Source organism: Pseudarthrobacter sp. NIBRBAC000502771 (assembly GCF_006517215.1).
In the GTDB taxonomy this organism is placed as follows: domain Bacteria; phylum Actinomycetota; class Actinomycetes; order Actinomycetales; family Micrococcaceae; genus Arthrobacter; species Arthrobacter niigatensis.
Genome location: NZ_CP041187.1, coordinates 2,570,355 through 2,588,360, shown reverse-complemented (window position 1 = coordinate 2,588,360; position 18,006 = coordinate 2,570,355). Strand labels below are relative to the sequence as shown.

Sequence of the window (18,006 nt, the reverse complement as noted above, 5' to 3'; positions counted from 1 at the left end):
ACGCCTCCATTAGAGATATTCGCTGCACCCTTGCAGCTCTTATGGCGAGCCTAGTCCTTTGCCCTTCGCCGTGGTGTGGAAGAAAATACAGATGATCTCGATTTTCGCTGGTCGGGTGCACAAACGAGATCGCGGATCGCGTGTCTCAGCGCCGAGTCCGGAGAAGCTTCAAGCAGTAAGGACCCCGCCAGGAGTGCGGCGTCTGCGGCGGCGGCATCGTAGGGCAGGAAAGCCTTGAGCTCCGATGCCGGGCCGTAGCGTTCCCAGGCGTCCCGCAACTGGCGTTCGGGCGCCCTCCCCACGGAGGACGCCCGCACCTTGTTCATCACGACAGTCGGCGACGCCTGCGGCACGGCGCCCTCCAGTTCCGCCAGGGCGCGCACCATCCGGGGTACGCCTACAGGATCGGCAGCGCCAATGGCGTACACGGAGTCGGCAAGCTCCAGCGGACGCAGGGTGGCCGCATTCCGCCGCGGCGCCATGGTGTCAAAGCTAAGTTCTTCATCGGCCTCGAGGCAGAAGCCGGTGTCCACCACCACAACCTCCGCGATCTGCCGGGCCCGTTCAAGGACGAGCGCCAAGGCAGTGGCCCTCAGTTCCGTCCAACGATCGGCCCGGGTTATGCCCGTCAGCACCCGGAACGTCCCGGACGCCGTGGCAACCGTGGCGGCCACCTTCCGGAGGGCGTCCGAGTCCAGCAGGCCCTGGTCTGCAAGCCGGCACGCCTGGGCAAGTCCGGCTGACTCGTCCAGAAGTCCCAGCACCGCGGCGACGCTGGCCCCGTAGGTATCGGCGTCGACCAGCAGGACGTCCCGGCCATCGGCAGCCATCTCCCCGGCAATGTTCACGGCGACTGTGGTCCGGCCGGGCGACCCGGCAGGACCCCATACAACGATCAACTCGCCGGAGGGTTGGCCCTCCGCGTCGGCATCGGGCTGCACTGGGTCCGCCGCCAGGGCCGCCCCGGTGTCAGCGGCCGCACTCAGGTTGGCGGGCCGGGCCGCACCGGTCAGCTGGGCGACGGCGTCGGCGATGCACTCCGAAAGCTCCGCGGCCTCCACGCTTGCCAGGGTCGGGGCCACACCAATCTTCCGGAGCCGGGCTGCCTCGTCGGCATCGCCCGTCAGTGCAATGACCGCCACGCCGACAGCCCCAAGGCGGTCGACGAGGGAAGCTGTCAGGCCCTCGGACCCCTCGGCAATGACGGCAGCCCGTGCCAGTCCGCTTTGACAGGCCGCAAGAAGCTCGGGAAGTTCCGTACACCTCCGAACTACCGTAACGGGTCCGTGGAGCCTTTCGAGGCCGCCCACCAGATCCTCCTGGCGCTGGCCTACGGTCACCACCGGGATACTCATCGGACGCCGCCCGGGTTCCACACAACGGATATTTTCGCGTCATTGGCCTGCGCACCCAGCAGCGCCGGCATCTGCTTATCCTCCACCAGGACCATCAGCACCGTCGTCTTGGACGAGCCGAGGGCAGTTGAGCCAGTGGTGACCTCAGCAATTTCGGCTCCGGGAAGGATGAGCTTCGGCTCGCTGAATCCGTTCTTGGCATCAGGTTGCGCCACCCAGACGTCAACCCTGGCGCCGGCAGTTGCCTGGGACGGCAAAGTCTGCGTGATGTTGAGGGCAACGGGCTTTCGGTCCAGCCGGTCCGCACCGCCAACGCTTGCTTTGGCGACCAACTGGTCCTTTCCAATCCGCTGCACGGCGACAACATCCTTTGGCAGGCCTTCTGCTGCGGTGATGTAGTGCTGTTCCGTATCACCCAGGCGCACTTTGGCGCGGACAACGTTCTCCGGAGTCAGCCGCTCCCCCACAGCAATGCCGTCCCTGGCAGCGAAGACCTCTGTGGTGCGGTCGGCACTCCCCACCAGGAAGGTAACGCCTGCGACAGACACCAGGACCAGAAGAACGCCCACCAGCAGCCGCGGATCCTTCCAGGATGGGCGCTTCAACCGTGGTGCAGTGGCGCTTGAATCTGGAACCATACCGCTCTCCCCCTAGGTATATGGACCTGCCGGTTCTGGCCGGACTCCTCATTGTTACCGCCAGGCCCGGGGAACAAAAGTCATTTACTCAAATAGTGACCATCTGTGGAAAACAGGCACAAATGATGCCAGATGATGGCAAAATGGATCCATGCCAAGGTTCCTCACGCTCGCGGATGTCGCTGAGCAGCTCCAGATCAACTCCCCCGCCGCTTATGCCTTGGTCCGCAGCGGTGAGTTGAAGGCCATCCAGGTGGGCGGCCGGGGTTATCTTGCCCAGTCACGGGGGTCGATGCCATTTCTGCCCGGAGCTGTTGGCCGGAGGGCTTGATTCCGGTGATTGATTTCTGTGCGGTTCGTGAGGATCGTAGGGCCCGGTTGGGTAGTCTTTGGGGCGTGATGTGCTGTGGCTGAGAAGCGGTTTCTGGCGTTGGCTGATGTTTCGGAGATTCTGAATATCTCCTCAGCCCAGGCGTATGCCCTGGTCCGGTCAGGCGAATTGCCTGCGATTCAGGTTGGGGGCCGGGGGCAGTGGCGGGTTGAGTCGCGCCTTTTAGAGGAATACATTTCACGGGGTTATGAGAAGACCGCCGAGTATGTCCGTGCGCAGTCTGCTGAGGGCCGGCCCGTGCCGGACGGTGTCTAGCCCCTTTCAGGTATTCGGGCCTCGAGCTTTGTGACGGGCACTGCCTCGTTACGTTGTTTCATCATGGTCCTGTTGATGGACTGCGCGGCGCGCAGCTGGTCGTTCAGGTCTTCGACCTGGGCTTCGAGTAGTGAGATCGCTGTGCGGGCCTTATCAGTGTTCTGGCGTTCTGTGCTGAGTTGGGTTTCCAGTTCGCTGATGTAGCTGGCCATCTGTTCCGGGGTTCTTCCGGCCAGGGCTTCGGCAAGGTTGGTGTTCACTGCGCGCTTGTAGTGATCGCGTTGCTGGGTGACGGTGGCGAGTCGTTCCTGGAGCCGCAGGAGTTCGGTCACGGCGCCTTTGGGTGTCATTCCTGTCTGTTCATGGCCCTGTGCCCAGGTCGCGCGCTGCTGCGCCGCTGCGCGGGTGACCGCGGTTTTCAGTTCCGGGGTGTTATAGATCAGCCAGCGGCTGACCCCCGCTGCCCGGGCAACTGAGGAGACGGTTAGCAGCTCGGAGCCGTTGATGAGCCGGGTGATTGCTCTCCGGACGAGGGCTTGTTTGGTTTTGCTTTCCTTTTTCTTGGCACCAATTAGCGCGGCGATGGCTGCCTGCCGTTTTTCGCTCATATTCGGTTTGTGGTTCGGACGGGTGTCAGTGGCAGCATGCGGCGTTCTCCGGTGGTTTCAAGGCGTGGCGCTGCGGGAGGGATTTGGTGCAGGAGCGTGACGGCGTCATCAATGGCGGCCTTGTCCTCGGGGGTCAGCCTGGATTTTTCCTTCAGCAGCGCGGTGCGCATTCGTTTGTAGGAGTTGATCTCTTCTTTGAGTGACTGGTGGATCCATGGTTCGGCGATGTCACCGGCCGCGGCGAGGTCTGCGGTGAGGGCGACGATGTGGGCGTCGATCTGGGGTAGATGGGAGAGGTTGGCCCGGTAGTACTGGCATCCGCCGCATTTGTTGCGGACGGGGCAGGATTGTCCGGCTGCTTTGACGTTGCTGGGCTCGGTGCAGAGGCCCAGCGGGGTCGCTACGGATTCCCGGACATAGGCTGCATAGTCTTTGGGTCCGTGGAGCAGCCCGCGGCGGTCGATCGTGGTGCTGTTGACGATCTCGATGGCCTGGCGCTGTCGTTCCCTGGTGATTTTGATGTATCCGGTGGAGGTCGTGAAGCTCTTGTGGTTCATCAGCTCCTGAATGACATCCGGCGGCGTGCTGTTGTCGCTGAGCCGTTGGGCATAGGTATGGCGCCAGTTATAGAGGCCCATCCGGGACCTGGTGAGGAAGTCGGCTGGTTTCGCGGGGTCGTCCCGGACGTCGGGCAGCTTCCGGATCCGGTCGATCCAGCGCCAGTAGTTGGTGTGAAATCCAGTGGGTGTGATGTGGGTGCGTGACTGGGGGCCGTAGGGCCGTGGCGAGGGAAACAGGTAGCTGGCGGCGTCGGGGTGGATGCCCTCGACGGTGCCAAGCGCGTTCTGCCAGGTCTGGATGATGCGGGCGGTGGAGCGGTGGATGGGAAGTTCCAGCCCGTACTCGGCGGTTTTGTGGCTGTTGTAGATGATGTAGGGCTGGCCGTCGTCGGTTTCCCGGAGGGCGTCGCGGGGCAGGGAGTAGATTTCCGTGGGCCGCCGGCCGAGGTCCCGCAGCAACTGGTAGATGGTCTGCAGCATCAGGTTGTGAAGGGCCCTGGTTCGACCGACCGGATTGGCAAAAGCTTCGTCCACGGCGAGCAGTTCCAGGTTTGCATCGAGAATCCTGATGATGTGTTCCGGGATTGCCTTCCCGGGGTTCCTGGCGCGCGCCGCAGTTGGGAGGGAATCGGCCGTGATGAACATGAACTTAGGGCTGACCCGGGCCAGGCTTTCAAGGTCCCCGCCGTTGCGGAGGATCCGCTGGAAGAGCTTGAAGTAGTCATATTTCACTGAGTCCGTACGGGGTTCACCGTCGGTGTCGGTGAGGTGGCGGTAGGCGTCCACGACTGCGTTCGCGTCTGTTCGGGTCAGGAGCTCGGGCCGGGCTCCGTGGGGGCGGCGTGCCAGGGCGTCCGAGACGACTTGGATGGTGCGTATGACGTCGCGGATCTGGTCGGCGGCGAGGTCGAAGTGCCGGGAGTAGTCTTTGGCGGCCTCGCGTAACCAGTCGACGCTGATGGGGCGGAAATCGAGGGTGCCCTTGGAGCAGAGCGTGCGCGTTGTCCGGTCCTTGCGCAGGCCAATGACGGCGGCGTCCCAGACGTCTTCGGAGCGCATGTCCCGGCCGGAATGGCGGTATCTCCACCGGGCGGTGAGCAGGCCTGCGTGCCGGAGGAACCCGATGACGCTCTTGTCGGGCCGTGTCCTGCCCTGTTCGGTGTCCAGCAGCCGGTGGATGGAACGGGCACGGGTTTCCATGGCAGTGCGGACGATCCGGCGCATTGTCTCCGGCAGAATCCGGAACGCGTTGCGGTCCCGTTCCTGCAGGACGAGCAGCAGTTCGGTTCGAAGGATCGGTGGCAGATCAATGAAGGAGAACTCATGGCGGGAGCGAAAATTGAGGGGGCGTTCGACAACGGTGAAGGCGTCGAGGTCGACTCCGAGCTTGGTGAGTTTGCGGAACATGGCGTGGTGCCAGAGGCAGAGGCCGGTCGCGCGCTGGTTGGATTCTTCCCTGCAGCACATGGCTGCGCAGGGCTTGCCGCGCCGATACATGATGGTGTCGGCAGCGGCGAAGTCCTCAATGCTCAGCCGGGGCTGTCCGTTGTCGGAGCTGTGGTGCCAGCGCGAGTAATGAAGGTTGCAGAGTCCCCTGACCATGCCCATGGCCTGGCAGCTCCGCCCGGCCGAGCCGACCATGCAGCGCGGAGCGTCCGACTCCGGAGCCCGGCGCCGGACCGGGGCCGGCTCGTCGCCAGGTTCTCCGATGATGCAGGAACGACAGAGACGGCCAGTGATGGCCGCGACGCGGGGGCAACCGGGTGTCGGGCAGGGGTAGACCCCCGTCAAAGGATTCTCCGGGTCTGCAGCGAACAGCCACAGCCTGGCGTCCCATTCCCCGGGCCGCCACCGGGGTTCGAGCATTGTCTCCAGAAAGCCCAGATAGGACTCAGCCTCAGGGACCGGCGATTCCCGGCGTAGGAACTCCGCGGAGGCTGTCACGGCCGATTCTCCTTGCCGAGCAGGGTCTCTTCAATCGCGCTGCGAAGCTCTTCCTGCGCGGGGTGCAGGTAGATGGACGTGGATGCCAGGGACCTGTGACCCAGCAACGCCATGATGACATCCGGGTCGACTTTGGCCCGCGCCCAGCCCGTGGCTGCGGTATGCCGGAATTGATGAGCTCTGACTGGCAATCCCGTGCTCTTCCCAACGGTCACGAGCATGCGGTGTAGCCCCGGGTATCCCAGAGCGGCCGGGTTCTTGGCCGTCATGGACAGGAACAAGGCGTCCGGCTGATTGCCTCCCAGGGATGCGTATCTTTGGGTCATGTAGGCGGCGTGAACTTCGCAAACATCGGCAGGCACGGGGACGTTCCGCTCATACGGTGACTTGGCCCAGGCCCCGTTCGGGTTGCTGCGCCTTTCAATATGGACGTGGGGCCCGGGAATCGTGCAGCCCAGGTGGCCGGAGTCAGGCAGCATGTGCATGTCCTCCAGCCGCAGGCCTAATACTTCGCCGGCCCGCAGCCCGCAACGCAGCATCAGCAACACCAGGAGCCTGTCCCGCGGCCTCTCGACCACCTCCAGGACGCGGCCGACCTGTGACGGGGTCAGGACCACGGGCCGCCGTTTGATCTCCCGGGCCTTCACCAGCCTGGCCGGCGCCGTCTTCCACTGCCCCTCAGGACCAAGGGAAGCAACGGCGTGGCGGCGGCCCTCCACCGTCGCCCGCAGCTGGTCGGTGGCCAAGCCGTGGACCACGGCAAAGCGCAAGAACACCATCACGGCCGTCACATGAGCATTGACCGTCTTCCCCGACAACCCGTCCCCACTCTTATCACGCAACCCTTCAAGACTGGCCTTGTAGGCGGCGAGCTGGTGGAAGCGAAGCCCTTCCCACGGAGTCCCCCTTTCAGCGCACCAAGAGAGAAACCTCGCCAGCCTCAGCTGATATGCCTTTTGGGTATTGATAGCACGGCCCGAGTGCGCCAACCACAACGCGTAACCCCGGCATTCCTCGCTCAGGACGAACCGGTCATCCACCACAGCCCAAACGATCTCGTCCTTCTCGACCGTCACTTCCACCGCTTGAAAAATCCGCACAATCGGAAGCTATCGAGGACGAATCAAGGCAAACAACAGTCAACATCCAACTAGAGGATTAACTGTCACCAAACAGTCAGGATGCAAAGAGTGGAACGCCGTGCGAATGGTGGGTCGGGCGACGGTGGGGCCATCCTTATTCACCCGAGCGGGACCGGTACTGGCTTGAACCGCACCGGCCCGCCGCATTCGGGACCGTCAGGGTACACCCCGGTCGGCTCTGTTTCTATCGGCAGCACGCGCGCAACACGGACACCTGAAGAGCCCGCCGCGTCCACAAGGACAGAGGTGACGCTGACGCCCGGTATCAGGTAAGGCGCAGACTGGGGCACCAGCCACCTGCCGTCAGGGTCCCTGGTTACCGAGGCCGGAGTGCAATCCTCACCGAAACATGCCGCAACTGACGTTGGCTCGTGTGCAAACACCAACTCCACGTCGCCCGTGTAGGCGTACCCGACCGCGGGGCAGATGGTGCTGACACCCCCCGGACAAATACAACCAGGGCCAAGACAACGGACAGGACCCCAAACACGATCAGAAGTAGCCCCCGGAGCTTCATTCCGTGAGCCTAACCCGGATGCTCGGATGAACCAGAATCCCCAAAGTTTCTGACGCACGCTACCGAGTCGGGCTGCAATAAGTGGTGGCTCATTGCGTCGAGATGACCCATGACAGCCCAGGCGCAGAATGCACGTTAAGGGATCCCTTGTCGGGCACCCGCGTCGGCGATAAGCTCCTCAGTCAAAACACTAAATCCATTCGATAGCAATACTGGTTTCCAGGGTTATCGTGAATAGGTGCCTCGTATCCTGCGCTTGCCTTTGCTGCCGCTTCTACTCGTGGCGACGTCTTCTCTTACCGCCTGCTACACGCCGTCGTGTTCGGCATCGCTTGAACCGAACATCCTCACGCTTGATTTCTCGGCGGTAGGACGGCACGCTGACGACTTGGAATTCGAGGTTGACTGTCCAGGTAAGACTGAGTGCTTTGAGAAATCTGCGGGGGTCCGATTTGACGCTGTCACCCAAAACGCCGTCGAGGTGTGGCCTGGGGTCAGCAGCGTCCGCGTCGTTGTGTATGAAAAGGGCGGGGAGTCAGCAATTCTCGAGAAGACTCTAGATCCAGTCCCGTGGGATCCACCCACTAAGCCCAACAGCTGCCCGGTAGCAGGCAAGGCGGTGCTGACGCTTTAGGACGTACGAGTCATTTCGCCTCACATGTAGGCATACGCGAGGAGCGGGGATAGACGCGTTCTTCCAGTTTCACGGAGCCGCACGGAAGAGGATCCTTCACCGCACGGTTGTGGGACTCCCAGGAAAACTGGGATGTTCAATAATCTAGGTTGGGGTTACGCTTCAGCACATGAACGAGCATGCGGTTCCCAATCCTGCCGGCGGGTACTTATTTGAGTTCAAGGGAAAACGCCCCCTTCGCGAGACGGCCCGCTGGGTATCTGGCGTCGGTTTGGTTTGCACGGGAGTTGCAATCGCGATCATAGGGAACGTCATCCATTCCTACTTATCCATGCCGCTTGGGATCGCGGTAGCAGTTCTCGGTGCCATCATGCTCGTCTTGCACGCAATGACAAAGAGTCGAACGAGGGCTGTGGCTGCTGCATCCGGCCCCTCTGGCAAGCGCCATGTGGAGAATGGAAACACCAGACGGGATTCGGTTGCAGCGGAACTTGCCCTTCTAGCAGACCTCTATTCGAGGGGCGCCCTTAGCGCAGAAGAATTTTCGGCAGCCAAACGTCGCGTACTCGATAGTTAAGTGTCCAGACTTTAAGGCCGTCCGCTCGAGGATGGGCTAAAGCTAGCTGCAAGTCCCTGCTTCGAGGGAGAGCATTACGTGGTGTGGTTGGTTTTCACCTGCAACCAGGACTTCTAGCGGTACGCAAGCAGTTGTCTTGCCTCCGAGCGTGAAGCCGCCGACCCAAAACACGCGTCCGGGCTGAGCTGCAGAGGAACATCCCTGGTAGGTGACCGAGGAGTAGCCGGAGGCGGGGCCGGCCTCGGTCAGAATGCCAGCCCAAGTCCGCGCGGAGGCGCCTATCGAGACGGTTACCCTGGTGTCGGCCGGGAGCTCGGTGCCCTGTTTAAAATGCGCTATGCCGTCGGCGTCGATGTAAGGGACGGAACCATGGTTGTAGCCATCTGCCAAACCGGGGTACACCAGCGGGCCGATGATTAAATCATTGGCAGGGTTCGGCGCTGGTGCTGTCGTGCTTGCAGGTCTGGCAGCTTCGCACCCGACTGACCCGATTTCATCGGGATGAAAGGCTCCTTTGCTGCTGGGCGATAGCGTGGACTTTCCGGTCGGCGCCCCCGTGCTGCCTTCAGTCGGTGATTCGGAGCAGCCCCACAACGTCAGCGTTGTGATGATGGCCGCGCAGAGGATTGCAGTTCTAAGACCGGTTTCTTTTTTCGCATGCATGAGGCCCCCAGACTTTTGCCGGTACTCTACGCGGCGAGAGCATAGAGAAACAGGGAGGTAATGAGGAGTGCGTGTAACCGATCCATTTACGTGCGTCGATGTAGGAACAAGCAAACTACTCCCATCCCTCTTCAGGGCACGACCCAGTTGGCCGCAGTCAGACTGCAGGGGACGACCACGCATCTGGCTTGAACTCCGCCGCAAAAATGTAGACTCCCGATGTGGGCGCGACAGACGATTTGAGGCATCTGCCGAAGGGCTGGGCCTGGACGAAGCCAGCGGAACTTGTGACTGACTGGCTTGGTGATCCGTTCCTGGCCAAGTCTGACGCTGCGGTTCTTCCTCCAGGATGCAAGGACAGCACGTGGATTCTTCACAACCAATACGTCTGCCCTGAGGGTGTAGAAGTCCCCGCGTACTGGAACGACGAGGAGCAGCCGGGACCAGGATTTGGGTTCGGCTCGCACCCACCGAGTGGCTGGCAGCGGTTGACTTGGGGGGAGCTCGCTGCTTACAAAGGCGTCCCTTTGAGGGGACCATCGTTTGATGGGCATGAAGTGCCCCCGTGCTTCCGATGGGAGGCAACTTTGGGACGCGAAGAAGTCATCAAGGGAAGCCCATTAAAAGCCTCAGCGCCGACAGAAGGATCTCTTGGCCGAGGGGACCTGGAAAATCTCCTCCCCGTACTCGCAGCACATACCGCATCTACGCGCGTACAGGGAGCCTTTTCGGAATGCGATCTTGGCGCTCGACTGGGGGATGGTACTCAGCTTGCGGTCACCTTCGATCTGGGGACCATGCTGCTTGCCATGCTTGGCGCAGCCGAGAGGCAGTTCACCCCGGAGTATTGGTGGCCTGAAGACCGGTCCTGGGTTGTCTGGACCGACTGGGACCTTGAGGGCACCAAGGTATTCGGCAGCCACGACCTCGTGCAAAGCCTCCGAGATCACCCCAACATCGAAACGCTCAACTGGTTCACTGATGGAGGCCGCCCGTAAGCCGGTCGACCATCGTGCCGCGGAAGCCAGCTGACGCGTTCCGCGCGGTTGCTGGCCTGGGCAATGTACGTAAGACCCGGACGATGAAATGCACGGTGATGGGGGGATTACTGCAACCATGCTTGGTTGGCTGGTATGGGGATCGGTTATGCCCGGGTCTCTGCGAATGACTAGGACCTGACCGCCCAACGAAACGCTCTCCTTGCCCTTGGTGTTGAAGAGAACCAGATCTTCGTCAATCACGGACTGGCGGGAGCGATTCGGGTGCGCCCCTGGGCTCCGTGGAGCGGCGGCATGCCGGTCAATACGCTTGTCGTGACCAAGCTGGAGCGTTTACAAGCTACCCTTACACCCACCCAAAAAGTGTTAGGAACGAGCCGCAGGATGGCCTGAACAAACAATTCATACACATGAGAAGAGGCAAGATAACCGCGGGCAGTGGCGTGTGGAAGAAAAGATGCTGGAGCAGTACATCGAGGAACGCTATGCCGAGGCCAGCCGCATGATCCAGGAGTCACGCTCCAAGTCGGTGTAACACCGCTACACTGAACCGGCCTTGGGTGCCCTGATCATCGCCAGGGCGGTGAAAGGAATGACTGACACCTGGCCCACGCTGTGGGTCCTCCGGGCCTCCCCCGGACTGACCACTGCCAGGTCGATGTAGTCCCCGCCAACCCGGTCGATAACCCCCGTCAGCCGTCCGGCCCCACCATCGATCGTCACAGTCACTTCCGCCCGGTCGCGCGCCAGCGCCCGGAGGGAATGCGCCAGTCCCAGCGCCCGGCGGACTGCTGAACTCTCCGGCCGGACATGCCTGCCGAGACCCACGTATCGCGCTGCAGCCGCATAGGGAACCAGCACCTGATGCCGGTCTTCATCCAGGACCAGGGCATCCGCCCCGACGTGGGTCAGTTCACCCGCCGCAGACTCGCCGCACAGCAGATGGACCCCGATCCTGCAGCCGAGAACTGCCCGCAGCCTGTCTTCGAGCCGCAGGCCAACCATCTCGGCCCGTGTCCGCTCACCGACCTCGGCGTCGAGCGCCAGCCGATCGGCCTCCGCGAGCTGGCTTTCCATGTCATTGAAGAGGGCATCCCAGCGCATCCCGCCAGCGTAGGATGCGCTGCGCCGCCAGTCAACGCGCATACTTTTCATTCCAACGTCTGGACAAACCTCGTCCAAGCGGTTCAAAATGAACCAAACAACATCTAATCGCATCAAACAGATCCAAAGGCGGAAAAATGAGTCGATTGAACTCCAGGGAGTGGCAGGATGCCGCCATGGTGATGGCCCTGCTGGTGCTCGGCTTCCTGCTCAGCGTCCTGGGATCAGGGCTGTTGGAACAATGGCGGGTTTCGGCAGCCGGCGCGCAGGAAGCATCCGTTGAATTCCTCCTGGCTGCGGCCGCGGCCGCTGCCGGTATGGGCTATTGCTGTGGTGGGTATTTTCGATGGGGTGTGCTGGAACTTCCCTCCTGCTGGAGCGGCTGGGGCGGCATAGGGCCGCGGCCGCCACCCGCAAGCTCTCTCCCGCCTTCATGCGAAGGGCACTGGTCGCCGCCCTCTCGATACAGCTGTTGGCAGGGGCCGCAGCGCAGGCCGCCACCACTGGGCCGGGGCCGGAGTGGACACCAACTTACGGGCAATCCTCCGCGGCTCCTTCCACTCATGCACCGGCCAACGGCGTTCCGGCCCCGGACCAGGATGGCCAGCCCGGGATCCCTTCCCCAGCTCAACAGGTCAGCACGGAGACCCCACGGACCATTTTGGAAAACGCGTCGCCCCAATGGCAGCCAACGGCCGGGACGCCCACCACCGCACTTACCCCAGGGTGGCAGCCCGCTTCCCCTGTCGTTGAACCTGGCCTGCTCGCCGCACCCCAAAGCAGGACCACGGCGGGGCCGAAGCTGGAGGGTCCTGGAACGGATACGCAGCCGGACCAAGTTACCGTTCTCGCCGGGGACACGCTGTGGTCCATCGTGGCCGCCCAGTTGGGGCCGGGGGCATCGGATGTGGACATAGCCCTTGAGTGGCCGCGGTGGTATGCAGCGAACCGGGCCGTTATTGGTGGCAGTCCGGACGTCCTGCTTCCGGGCCAGATTCTTCAGGCGCCTGCAGGACCCTAGCGTTCACCGCCCCCGTTGCGCCCGCCACGTGTCCGGCAGGACCGGGACGTCGCACCACTATGCCTTCACGCCGTATCTGCATGGCCTGCGGAGCCATCCAACGCCAATACAGCCGCTCAAACCGTCAGCTATCTGAAGCAAGGGGAAAACAATGACCGCAGTGACACCGGTACGGGCCGTCCGGGAGATGGCCGCCAACACCGTCAACGGCGGAACGGGCTTGGCCAAACCCCCGTCGGGGACAGGCACCGCGGCGCCCGCAGGCCCGCCCCCCGGTGCGAACGCCCCGTCACTGCGGCCAATCAACGAGGCAGCTGAAGTCAAGGCCATCACCAGGGGAACGGTCCAGGCGTCCATGGAAGTCCTTGCCGGGGTCCGGCCCATTCACCAGTTGGCTCGGCGCCTTGATCCGCGGTGCCTCGCATCGCTGCAGCACCGGGCCGCACTGATCAGGAGGGAACTTACAAGGACGGGAAATCCCGCGCTGGCCCGGCTCCACCGGAATTCCACTGTCCGCTCAGTGCGGGTGTGCGAGGTGGCCGAGGGGATCTACGAGGCAAGTGCCGTGGTGGTGGATGACGTCCGGGCACGTGCCGTTGCCGTCCGGCTTGAGCGCAGCAAGCAGGTTTGGCGGGTCGTTGAACTCGTTATCGGTTGACACTCCGAAGGCAGCACGGGACAGAAACGCTGTCCGACAACCAAACAGGGCAGAAGCCCTGAGGCCCCTGCCCTGTTGACCAACGCCGTCAATGGTTTTGCGACGCTGCCGCTACTTCTTCTTTTTCTTCGCGGGGCGCTTGGCCGCGTCCTGTGCAGCTGCCTTGGCAGGATTGCCGGATCGTCCGCTTCCTGCGCGGGTTTCCACCCGGGTCTGGGTACCGCCGCTCTCGCTGGGAGCCGTGTACTGGAGCTGTGCCGGCTTTTCGGGGGCCTCGAGGCCGGCTGCATGAACCTGCGGGTCCACGTGTTCAGTGTGGCCGCCGGCGGCGTCCGGAACCACAACATCCTGTGCCGGAGTCACTTCCACCTCGAGGTTGTACAGGAATCCGACGCTTTCCTCCCGGATGGCTTCCATCATGCTTTGGAACATGGCGAAACCTTCGCGCTGGTACTCCACCAGCGGATCACGCTGCGCCATGGCGCGCAGGCCAATGCCCTCCTTGAGGTAATCCATCTCGTAGAGGTGTTCCTGCCATTTGCGGCCAATGACGGACAGGACCACACGGCGTTCGAGCTCGCGCATGCTTTCGGAGCCGATGACCTCCTCGCGGGACTGGTACACCAGCCGGGCGTCGGAAAGGATTTCCTCCTTCAGCAGTTCCACCGTGACTCTGGACTTGCCGCCGGCTTCTTCGATGATGTCTTCCGCGGTAACGCTGACAGGGTAGAGCGTTTTGAGGTTCGTCCACAGCTGGTGGAAGTCCCAGTCGTCCCCGTTCCCTTCTGCGGTAGCGGCGTCGATCAGGGCCGTGATGGTGTCCTCAATGAAGAACTGCACCTTCTCGTGGAGGTCGTCGCCCTCAAGGATGCGGCGGCGGTCGCTGTAGATGGCTTCGCGCTGGCGGTTGAGGACGTCGTCGTATTTCAGGACGTTCTTTCGCTGCTCGGCGTTCCGGCCCTCCACTTGTCCCTGGGCGGAGGCGATGGCCCGCGACACGAGCTTCGATTCCAGCGCAACGTCGTCCGGCACGGAGCTGTTCATCAGCCGTTCCGCGGCGCCGGAGTTGAAGAGCCGCATGAGGTCATCGGTCAGCGACAGGTAGAAGCGGGACTCACCGGGGTCGCCCTGGCGGCCGGAGCGGCCGCGGAGCTGGTTGTCGATGCGGCGTGATTCGTGGCGCTCGGTGCCCAGGACGTAGAGGCCCCCGAGGTCCAGGACTTCCTCGTGTTCGTCTTTGACGGACTGCTTGGCTGCTTCGAGCGCTGCGGGCCACGCGGCCTCATACTCTTCGGAGTTCTCCTCCGGATCAAGCCCGCGCTTGGCAAGTTCGGCGACGGCTGTGAATTCGGCGTTGCCGCCCAGCATGATGTCCGTACCGCGGCCTGCCATGTTGGTGGCCACGGTAACAGCGCCCTTGCGTCCCGCCTGGGCGACGATGGCAGCTTCACGGGCGTGGTTCTTGGCGTTCAGAACCTCGTGGCGGATGCCTTCCTTGGCGAGCAGCTTGGACAGGTACTCGCTCTTCTCCACGCTGGTGGTGCCCACAAGGACAGGCTGGCCTTTTTCGTGGCGTTCGGCGATATCGCGCACCACGGCGTCGAACTTTACAACTTCGTTCTTGAAGACGAGGTCCGGCTGGTCGATCCGCTGCATGTCCCTGTTGGTGGGAATGGCAACGACGCCGAGCTTGTATGTGCTCATGAACTCGGCCGCCTCAGTCTCGGCGGTACCGGTCATGCCGGAAAGCTTGCCGTACATGCGGAAGTAGTTCTGCAGCGTCACGGTGGCGAGGGTCTGGTTTTCCGCCTTGATCTCGACGCCTTCCTTGGCCTCGATCGCCTGGTGCATGCCTTCGTTGTAGCGCCGGCCCGCCAGGATGCGGCCTGTGTGCTCGTCCACGATCAGCACTTCGCCGTCCAGGATGACGTAGTCCTTGTCGCGCTTGAACAGTTCCTTGGCCTTGATGGCGTTGTTCAGGAACCCAATCAGGGGCGTGTTTGCTGACTCGTACAGGTTGGAGATGCCCAGGTAGTCTTCGACCTTCTCGATGCCGGTCTCCAGCACGCCCACCGTGCGCTTCTTTTCGTCGACCTCGTAGTCCTTGTCCGCCTGCAGCCGGAGCACGACCTTGGCGAATTCGCTGTACCAGCGGTTGGTGTCCCCCTGCGCCGGGCCGGAGATGATCAACGGCGTACGTGCCTCGTCGATGAGGATGGAGTCAACTTCGTCCACGATGGCGAAGTTGTGGCCACGCTGGACCAGCTCGGTCCGGTCCCACGCCATATTGTCGCGCAGGTAGTCGAACCCGAACTCGTTGTTGGTCCCGTAGGTGATGTCGGCTGCATACTGCTGGCGGCGGACAGCCGGATCCTGGTTGGCGAGAATAACGCCGCTCGTCAGCCCAAGGAAGCGGTAGACACGGCCCATGAGCTCGGACTGGTATTCGGCGAGGTAGTCGTTGACCGTGACCACATGGACGCCCTTGCCGGTGAGGGCGTTCAGGTAGGCGGGAGCGGTCGCCACCAGGGTCTTGCCTTCACCGGTCTTCATTTCGGCAATATTGCCAAGGTGCAGGGCGGCACCACCCATCAGCTGGACGTCGAAGTGGCGCATGCCCAAGGTACGGGACGACGCTTCGCGTACAGCGGCGAACGCTTCCGGAAGCAGGTCATCAAGCTTTTCGCCATCCTGGTGGCGTGCCCGGAGGCGGTCCGTTTCTTCCCGCAGTTCCGCGTCGGTAAAGGTCTTGAATGAGTCTTCGAGGGCGTTAATGGAATCGGCATAGTTCCGCAGCTGCCGGAGTGTTTTCTTGTCACCCGTGCGGAGAATTTTTTCGATAAGTGATGCCACGTGAAGATGCTCCCAGTCTGATGCCGCCGAATTCTGGCGTGTTCAGTCTACGGGAGAGACACGCGGCCGGTGCCCCTTTTCCCTGAGAGCGGATACTCCCTAGAGCCGCGCCAGCCCGTGGGCCACGGCGGCGGCAAGGTCCCCTGCCGGCTCCACTTCGACGTCGGGCAGGCCAAGCCATTGGGCCATGAGGGCCAGCTCAGCCGCGAGTTCGACGGCGGTGTCCGGGGGTGCGTCCGGCTCGGCGAACGCGGACCTCACCAGAAGCCGCCCGGCTGCCCGGTCCGCTTTAAGGTCCACCCGTGCCACCATCCTGTCGCGCAGCAGGAAAGGGAGCACGTAGTAGCCGTAGCGCCGTTTGGGCTCCGGGGTGTAGATCTCGATCCGGTAATGGAACCCAAAGAGTTCGAACAGGCGCCGCCGCTCGAAGACCAGGGAATCGAACGGGCTCAGCAGTGCACGCCCGGTGGCCTGCCGCGGCAGCACGGAATCCACGTGCCTGAATACCTTCCGTTCCCAGCCGGCCACGGTGACGGGCTCCAGCCTGCCGTGCTCCACCAGATGCTGAACGGCCAGCGCCGTTGCCTTGACCGGAGTCCGGAAGTAGTCGGCGAAGCAGCGGACGCTGCCGATACCGTGTGCCTGGGCTGCCGCGTCGGTCAGGCGGCGGAGTGCGGCCACGGCATCACCGTCCGATGCCGCTGCCGCCAGGTGTGGGAGGACTTTGGAGGTCAGCGTGTACCGGCGTTCGAACTGGGCGGTCCTGGAAGCGGCCGATACCAGTCCTTCTTCGAAGAGGTGCTCCAGGACGCGCTTCACGGCGTTCCAGTTCCACCCCCAGTTCTCCGCCTGTCTATCTTCGACATGCCCGATCCGTGCCGTCAGTTCCGACGCCGTCATGGGTCGGGAGCTGGCGAGAACCGCCAGGATCCTGGCCGCCACGTCGTTGCGGAGCCCTGGGTCCATGCGGGAGGCGCCTACCCATGCCCGTTTCTGCCATAGAAGGAGGTCCCGGTAGTGCTCCGGCCGGATGAAGCTTGCTTCGTGGGCCCAATACTCGAGCATCCGCCGCGGTTGGCTGCCGGACATACGTTGCAGGATGTCCCGGTCGTAGTTGCCAAGACGTGAATAGAAGGGAAGGAAGTGGCTGCGGACCAGGACGTTGACGGAATCGATCTGGACGAGCTGGAGACGGGCAAAGGTGCGGCCCACCGTCCGTGCTGTCACGGGGCCGGTGGGCCGTCCTCTGTGGAGTCCCTGCGCTGCCAGTGCGATCCGCCGTGCCTGGTCCAGGCTCAGCGATGCCGGCAATTCAGTCCTCTCTGGTGGTTGATGCCGCCTTTAAGCGTTGGCGGGGGCGTCGTCCGAGCGGTAAGCGAGGACCTTTTCCTCAACCACCGTGTCCCCCGGTTCGCACTCGTGGTCCAGGGTGATGACGCCGTAGGTCCAGCCGCGGCGGCGGTATACGACCGATGGTGTGTTGGTGGCTTTGTCGACGAAGAGATAGAAGTCGTGGCCTACAAGCTCCATGTTGTCCACGGCGTCGTCAAGCGTCATGGAGGCAGCGGGAAAGACCTTGCGACGGATCAGCACCGGCGAATTCCCGGCCGGGATGTCGTTCTCGACATCGTAGGGGGACTTTTCCTCGGCTGCCTGCGAGGATTCGCTCCAGCGGTTGGCTTCAAGGTACAGCGGCTCGTGTGCGCTGGCGGGTTCGAGGGAAGCGGTGGCTTCACGGACAGCCTTGGGGGTGTGGCGGCCATGGTGGACCTTCTTGCGGTCCTTTGCGCGCCGGAGCCGCTCAAGCAACTTGTTGTAGGCGAGGTCAAAGGCGGCAAATTTGTCTGCGGCGCTCGCTTCGGCGCGGATTACAGGGCCCCTGCCCAGGACTGTCACCTCGACGGTCAACTGGTCGCCGGTCTGCCGGGCATTGGTCTCCTTGGAGACTTTCGTATCGACCCGCTGGATCTTGTCGCCAAGCGATTCGATCTTCGCGATCTTTTCCCCGGCGTACTCGCGGAACCGGTCTGAAACGGTCAGATTTCGTCCGCTGATCATAAACTCCATGGTGCCCTCCAAATGACTTCG

Annotated in this window: 15 protein-coding genes and 1 pseudogene; 6 read left to right on the top strand and 10 right to left on the bottom strand. The window is 62.8% G+C overall.

What is annotated here, in order from left to right:
- Positions 1-50: 50 nt before the first annotated feature.
- Together NIBR502771_RS12145 and NIBR502771_RS12140 are read right to left on the bottom strand one after the other, a co-directional pair.
- Positions 51-1,355 (bottom strand): P-loop NTPase, encoded by a 1,305-nt coding sequence (locus NIBR502771_RS12145; protein WP_141159973.1) that lies wholly within the window; start codon positions 1,353-1,355, stop codon positions 51-53.
- Positions 1,352-1,993, bottom strand: coding sequence for a hypothetical protein (locus tag NIBR502771_RS12140; RefSeq protein ID WP_141159972.1), 642 nt, complete (start codon positions 1,991-1,993; stop codon positions 1,352-1,354). Before NIBR502771_RS12140 ends, NIBR502771_RS12145 begins: the two co-directional genes overlap by 4 nt.
- 151 nt (positions 1,994-2,144) lie before the next feature.
- Here NIBR502771_RS12140 and NIBR502771_RS12135 point away from each other — a divergent pair, with 151 nt between their 5' ends.
- Positions 2,145-2,324 (top strand): helix-turn-helix domain-containing protein, encoded by a 180-nt coding sequence (locus NIBR502771_RS12135; RefSeq protein WP_246839651.1) that lies wholly within the window; start codon positions 2,145-2,147, stop codon positions 2,322-2,324.
- Positions 2,325-2,399: 75 nt separating this feature from the next.
- Positions 2,400-2,639, top strand: a complete 240-nt coding sequence (locus tag NIBR502771_RS12130; RefSeq protein WP_109045392.1) for a helix-turn-helix domain-containing protein — start codon at positions 2,400-2,402, stop codon at positions 2,637-2,639.
- On the opposite strand, the gene NIBR502771_RS12125 is transcribed toward NIBR502771_RS12130, so the two are convergent.
- The 3 genes from NIBR502771_RS12125 to NIBR502771_RS12115 all read right to left on the bottom strand — a co-directional run bounded on the left by NIBR502771_RS12125 (position 2,636) and on the right by NIBR502771_RS12115 (position 6,827).
- Positions 2,636-3,247, bottom strand: coding sequence for a DUF6262 family protein (locus NIBR502771_RS12125; RefSeq protein ID WP_141159971.1), 612 nt, complete (start codon positions 3,245-3,247; stop codon positions 2,636-2,638). The two genes, NIBR502771_RS12130 and NIBR502771_RS12125, sit on opposite strands and share 4 nt — an antisense overlap.
- Positions 3,244-5,409: a tyrosine-type recombinase/integrase gene (locus tag NIBR502771_RS12120; RefSeq protein WP_168225742.1), complete on the bottom strand. Its 2,166-nt coding sequence runs from the start codon at positions 5,407-5,409 to the stop codon at positions 3,244-3,246. The genes NIBR502771_RS12125 and NIBR502771_RS12120 overlap by 4 nt, the downstream gene beginning before the upstream one ends.
- Positions 5,410-5,747: 338 nt before the next feature.
- Positions 5,748-6,827, bottom strand: a complete 1,080-nt coding sequence (locus NIBR502771_RS12115; protein WP_141159970.1) for a tyrosine-type recombinase/integrase — start codon at positions 6,825-6,827, stop codon at positions 5,748-5,750.
- Between the two features lie 1,386 nt (positions 6,828-8,213).
- Between NIBR502771_RS12115 and NIBR502771_RS21230 the strand changes: the two genes are divergently transcribed.
- A complete protein-coding gene (locus tag NIBR502771_RS21230; protein ID WP_109864389.1) occupies positions 8,214-8,621 on the top strand; it encodes an SHOCT domain-containing protein in 408 nt (135 codons plus the stop codon).
- 42 nt (positions 8,622-8,663) lie between these two features.
- On the opposite strand, the gene NIBR502771_RS12105 is transcribed toward NIBR502771_RS21230, so the two are convergent.
- A complete protein-coding gene (locus NIBR502771_RS12105) occupies positions 8,664-9,284 on the bottom strand; it encodes a hypothetical protein (protein WP_133247130.1) in 621 nt (206 codons plus the stop codon).
- Between the two features lie 809 nt (positions 9,285-10,093).
- Here NIBR502771_RS12105 and NIBR502771_RS12100 point away from each other — a divergent pair.
- Together NIBR502771_RS12100 and NIBR502771_RS12095 are read left to right on the top strand one after the other, a co-directional pair.
- Positions 10,094-10,282 carry a hypothetical protein gene (locus NIBR502771_RS12100; protein ID WP_133247131.1) on the top strand — a complete coding sequence of 63 codons (189 nt, stop codon included), beginning with the start codon at positions 10,094-10,096 and terminating at the stop codon, positions 10,280-10,282.
- 430 nt (positions 10,283-10,712) lie between these two features.
- Positions 10,713-10,817, top strand: a pseudogene (locus tag NIBR502771_RS12095) (DNA-binding protein); the annotation flags it as partial.
- 5 nt (positions 10,818-10,822) lie between these two features.
- Here the strand turns inward: NIBR502771_RS12095 and NIBR502771_RS12090 are convergent.
- Positions 10,823-11,428: a hypothetical protein gene (locus tag NIBR502771_RS12090; RefSeq protein ID WP_371706595.1), complete on the bottom strand. Its 606-nt coding sequence runs from the start codon at positions 11,426-11,428 to the stop codon at positions 10,823-10,825.
- Positions 11,429-12,558: 1,130 nt separating this feature from the next.
- On the opposite strand from NIBR502771_RS12090, the gene NIBR502771_RS12085 reads away from it, so the two are divergent.
- On the top strand, positions 12,559-13,065 hold the full coding sequence (locus tag NIBR502771_RS12085; RefSeq protein ID WP_141159969.1) for an Rv3235 family protein: 507 nt from the start codon (positions 12,559-12,561) through the stop codon (positions 13,063-13,065).
- A gap of 111 nt (positions 13,066-13,176) precedes the next feature.
- On the opposite strand, the gene secA is transcribed toward NIBR502771_RS12085, so the two are convergent.
- From secA to hpf, 3 genes are all read right to left on the bottom strand, one after another.
- Positions 13,177-15,918 carry a preprotein translocase subunit SecA gene (secA, locus tag NIBR502771_RS12080; RefSeq protein ID WP_141159968.1) on the bottom strand — a complete coding sequence of 914 codons (2,742 nt, stop codon included), beginning with the start codon at positions 15,916-15,918 and terminating at the stop codon, positions 13,177-13,179.
- Between the two features lie 99 nt (positions 15,919-16,017).
- A complete protein-coding gene (locus NIBR502771_RS12075) occupies positions 16,018-17,229 on the bottom strand; it encodes a winged helix-turn-helix domain-containing protein (protein ID WP_141159967.1) in 1,212 nt (403 codons plus the stop codon).
- 30 nt (positions 17,230-17,259) lie between these two features.
- Positions 17,260-17,985 (bottom strand): ribosome hibernation-promoting factor, HPF/YfiA family, encoded by a 726-nt coding sequence (gene hpf, locus NIBR502771_RS12070; RefSeq protein ID WP_141159966.1) that lies wholly within the window; start codon positions 17,983-17,985, stop codon positions 17,260-17,262.
- Between the last annotated feature and the right edge of the window lie 21 nt (positions 17,986-18,006).

Excerpts from the sequence above, each read along its gene's own strand:
- NIBR502771_RS12145 (WP_141159973.1), bottom strand. The coding sequence starts at position 1,355 with ATGAGTATCCCGGTGGTGACCGTAGGCCAGCGCCAGGAGGATCTGGTG.
- NIBR502771_RS12140 (WP_141159972.1), bottom strand. The coding sequence starts at position 1,993 with ATGGTTCCAGATTCAAGCGCCACTGCACCACGGTTGAAGCGCCCATCC.
- NIBR502771_RS12135 (WP_246839651.1), top strand. The coding sequence starts at position 2,145 with ATGCCAAGGTTCCTCACGCTCGCGGATGTCGCTGAGCAGCTCCAGATC.
- NIBR502771_RS12125 (WP_141159971.1), bottom strand. The coding sequence starts at position 3,247 with ATGAGCGAAAAACGGCAGGCAGCCATCGCCGCGCTAATTGGTGCCAAG.
- NIBR502771_RS12120 (WP_168225742.1), bottom strand. The coding sequence starts at position 5,409 with ATGGTCAGGGGACTCTGCAACCTTCATTACTCGCGCTGGCACCACAGC.
- NIBR502771_RS21230 (WP_109864389.1), top strand. The coding sequence starts at position 8,214 with ATGAACGAGCATGCGGTTCCCAATCCTGCCGGCGGGTACTTATTTGAG.
- NIBR502771_RS12105 (WP_133247130.1), bottom strand. The coding sequence starts at position 9,284 with ATGCATGCGAAAAAAGAAACCGGTCTTAGAACTGCAATCCTCTGCGCG.
- NIBR502771_RS12100 (WP_133247131.1), top strand. The coding sequence starts at position 10,094 with ATGCTTGGCGCAGCCGAGAGGCAGTTCACCCCGGAGTATTGGTGGCCT.
- NIBR502771_RS12090 (WP_371706595.1), bottom strand. The coding sequence starts at position 11,428 with ATGCGCGTTGACTGGCGGCGCAGCGCATCCTACGCTGGCGGGATGCGC.
- NIBR502771_RS12085 (WP_141159969.1), top strand. The coding sequence starts at position 12,559 with ATGACCGCAGTGACACCGGTACGGGCCGTCCGGGAGATGGCCGCCAAC.
- hpf (WP_141159966.1), bottom strand. The coding sequence starts at position 17,985 with ATGGAGTTTATGATCAGCGGACGAAATCTGACCGTTTCAGACCGGTTC.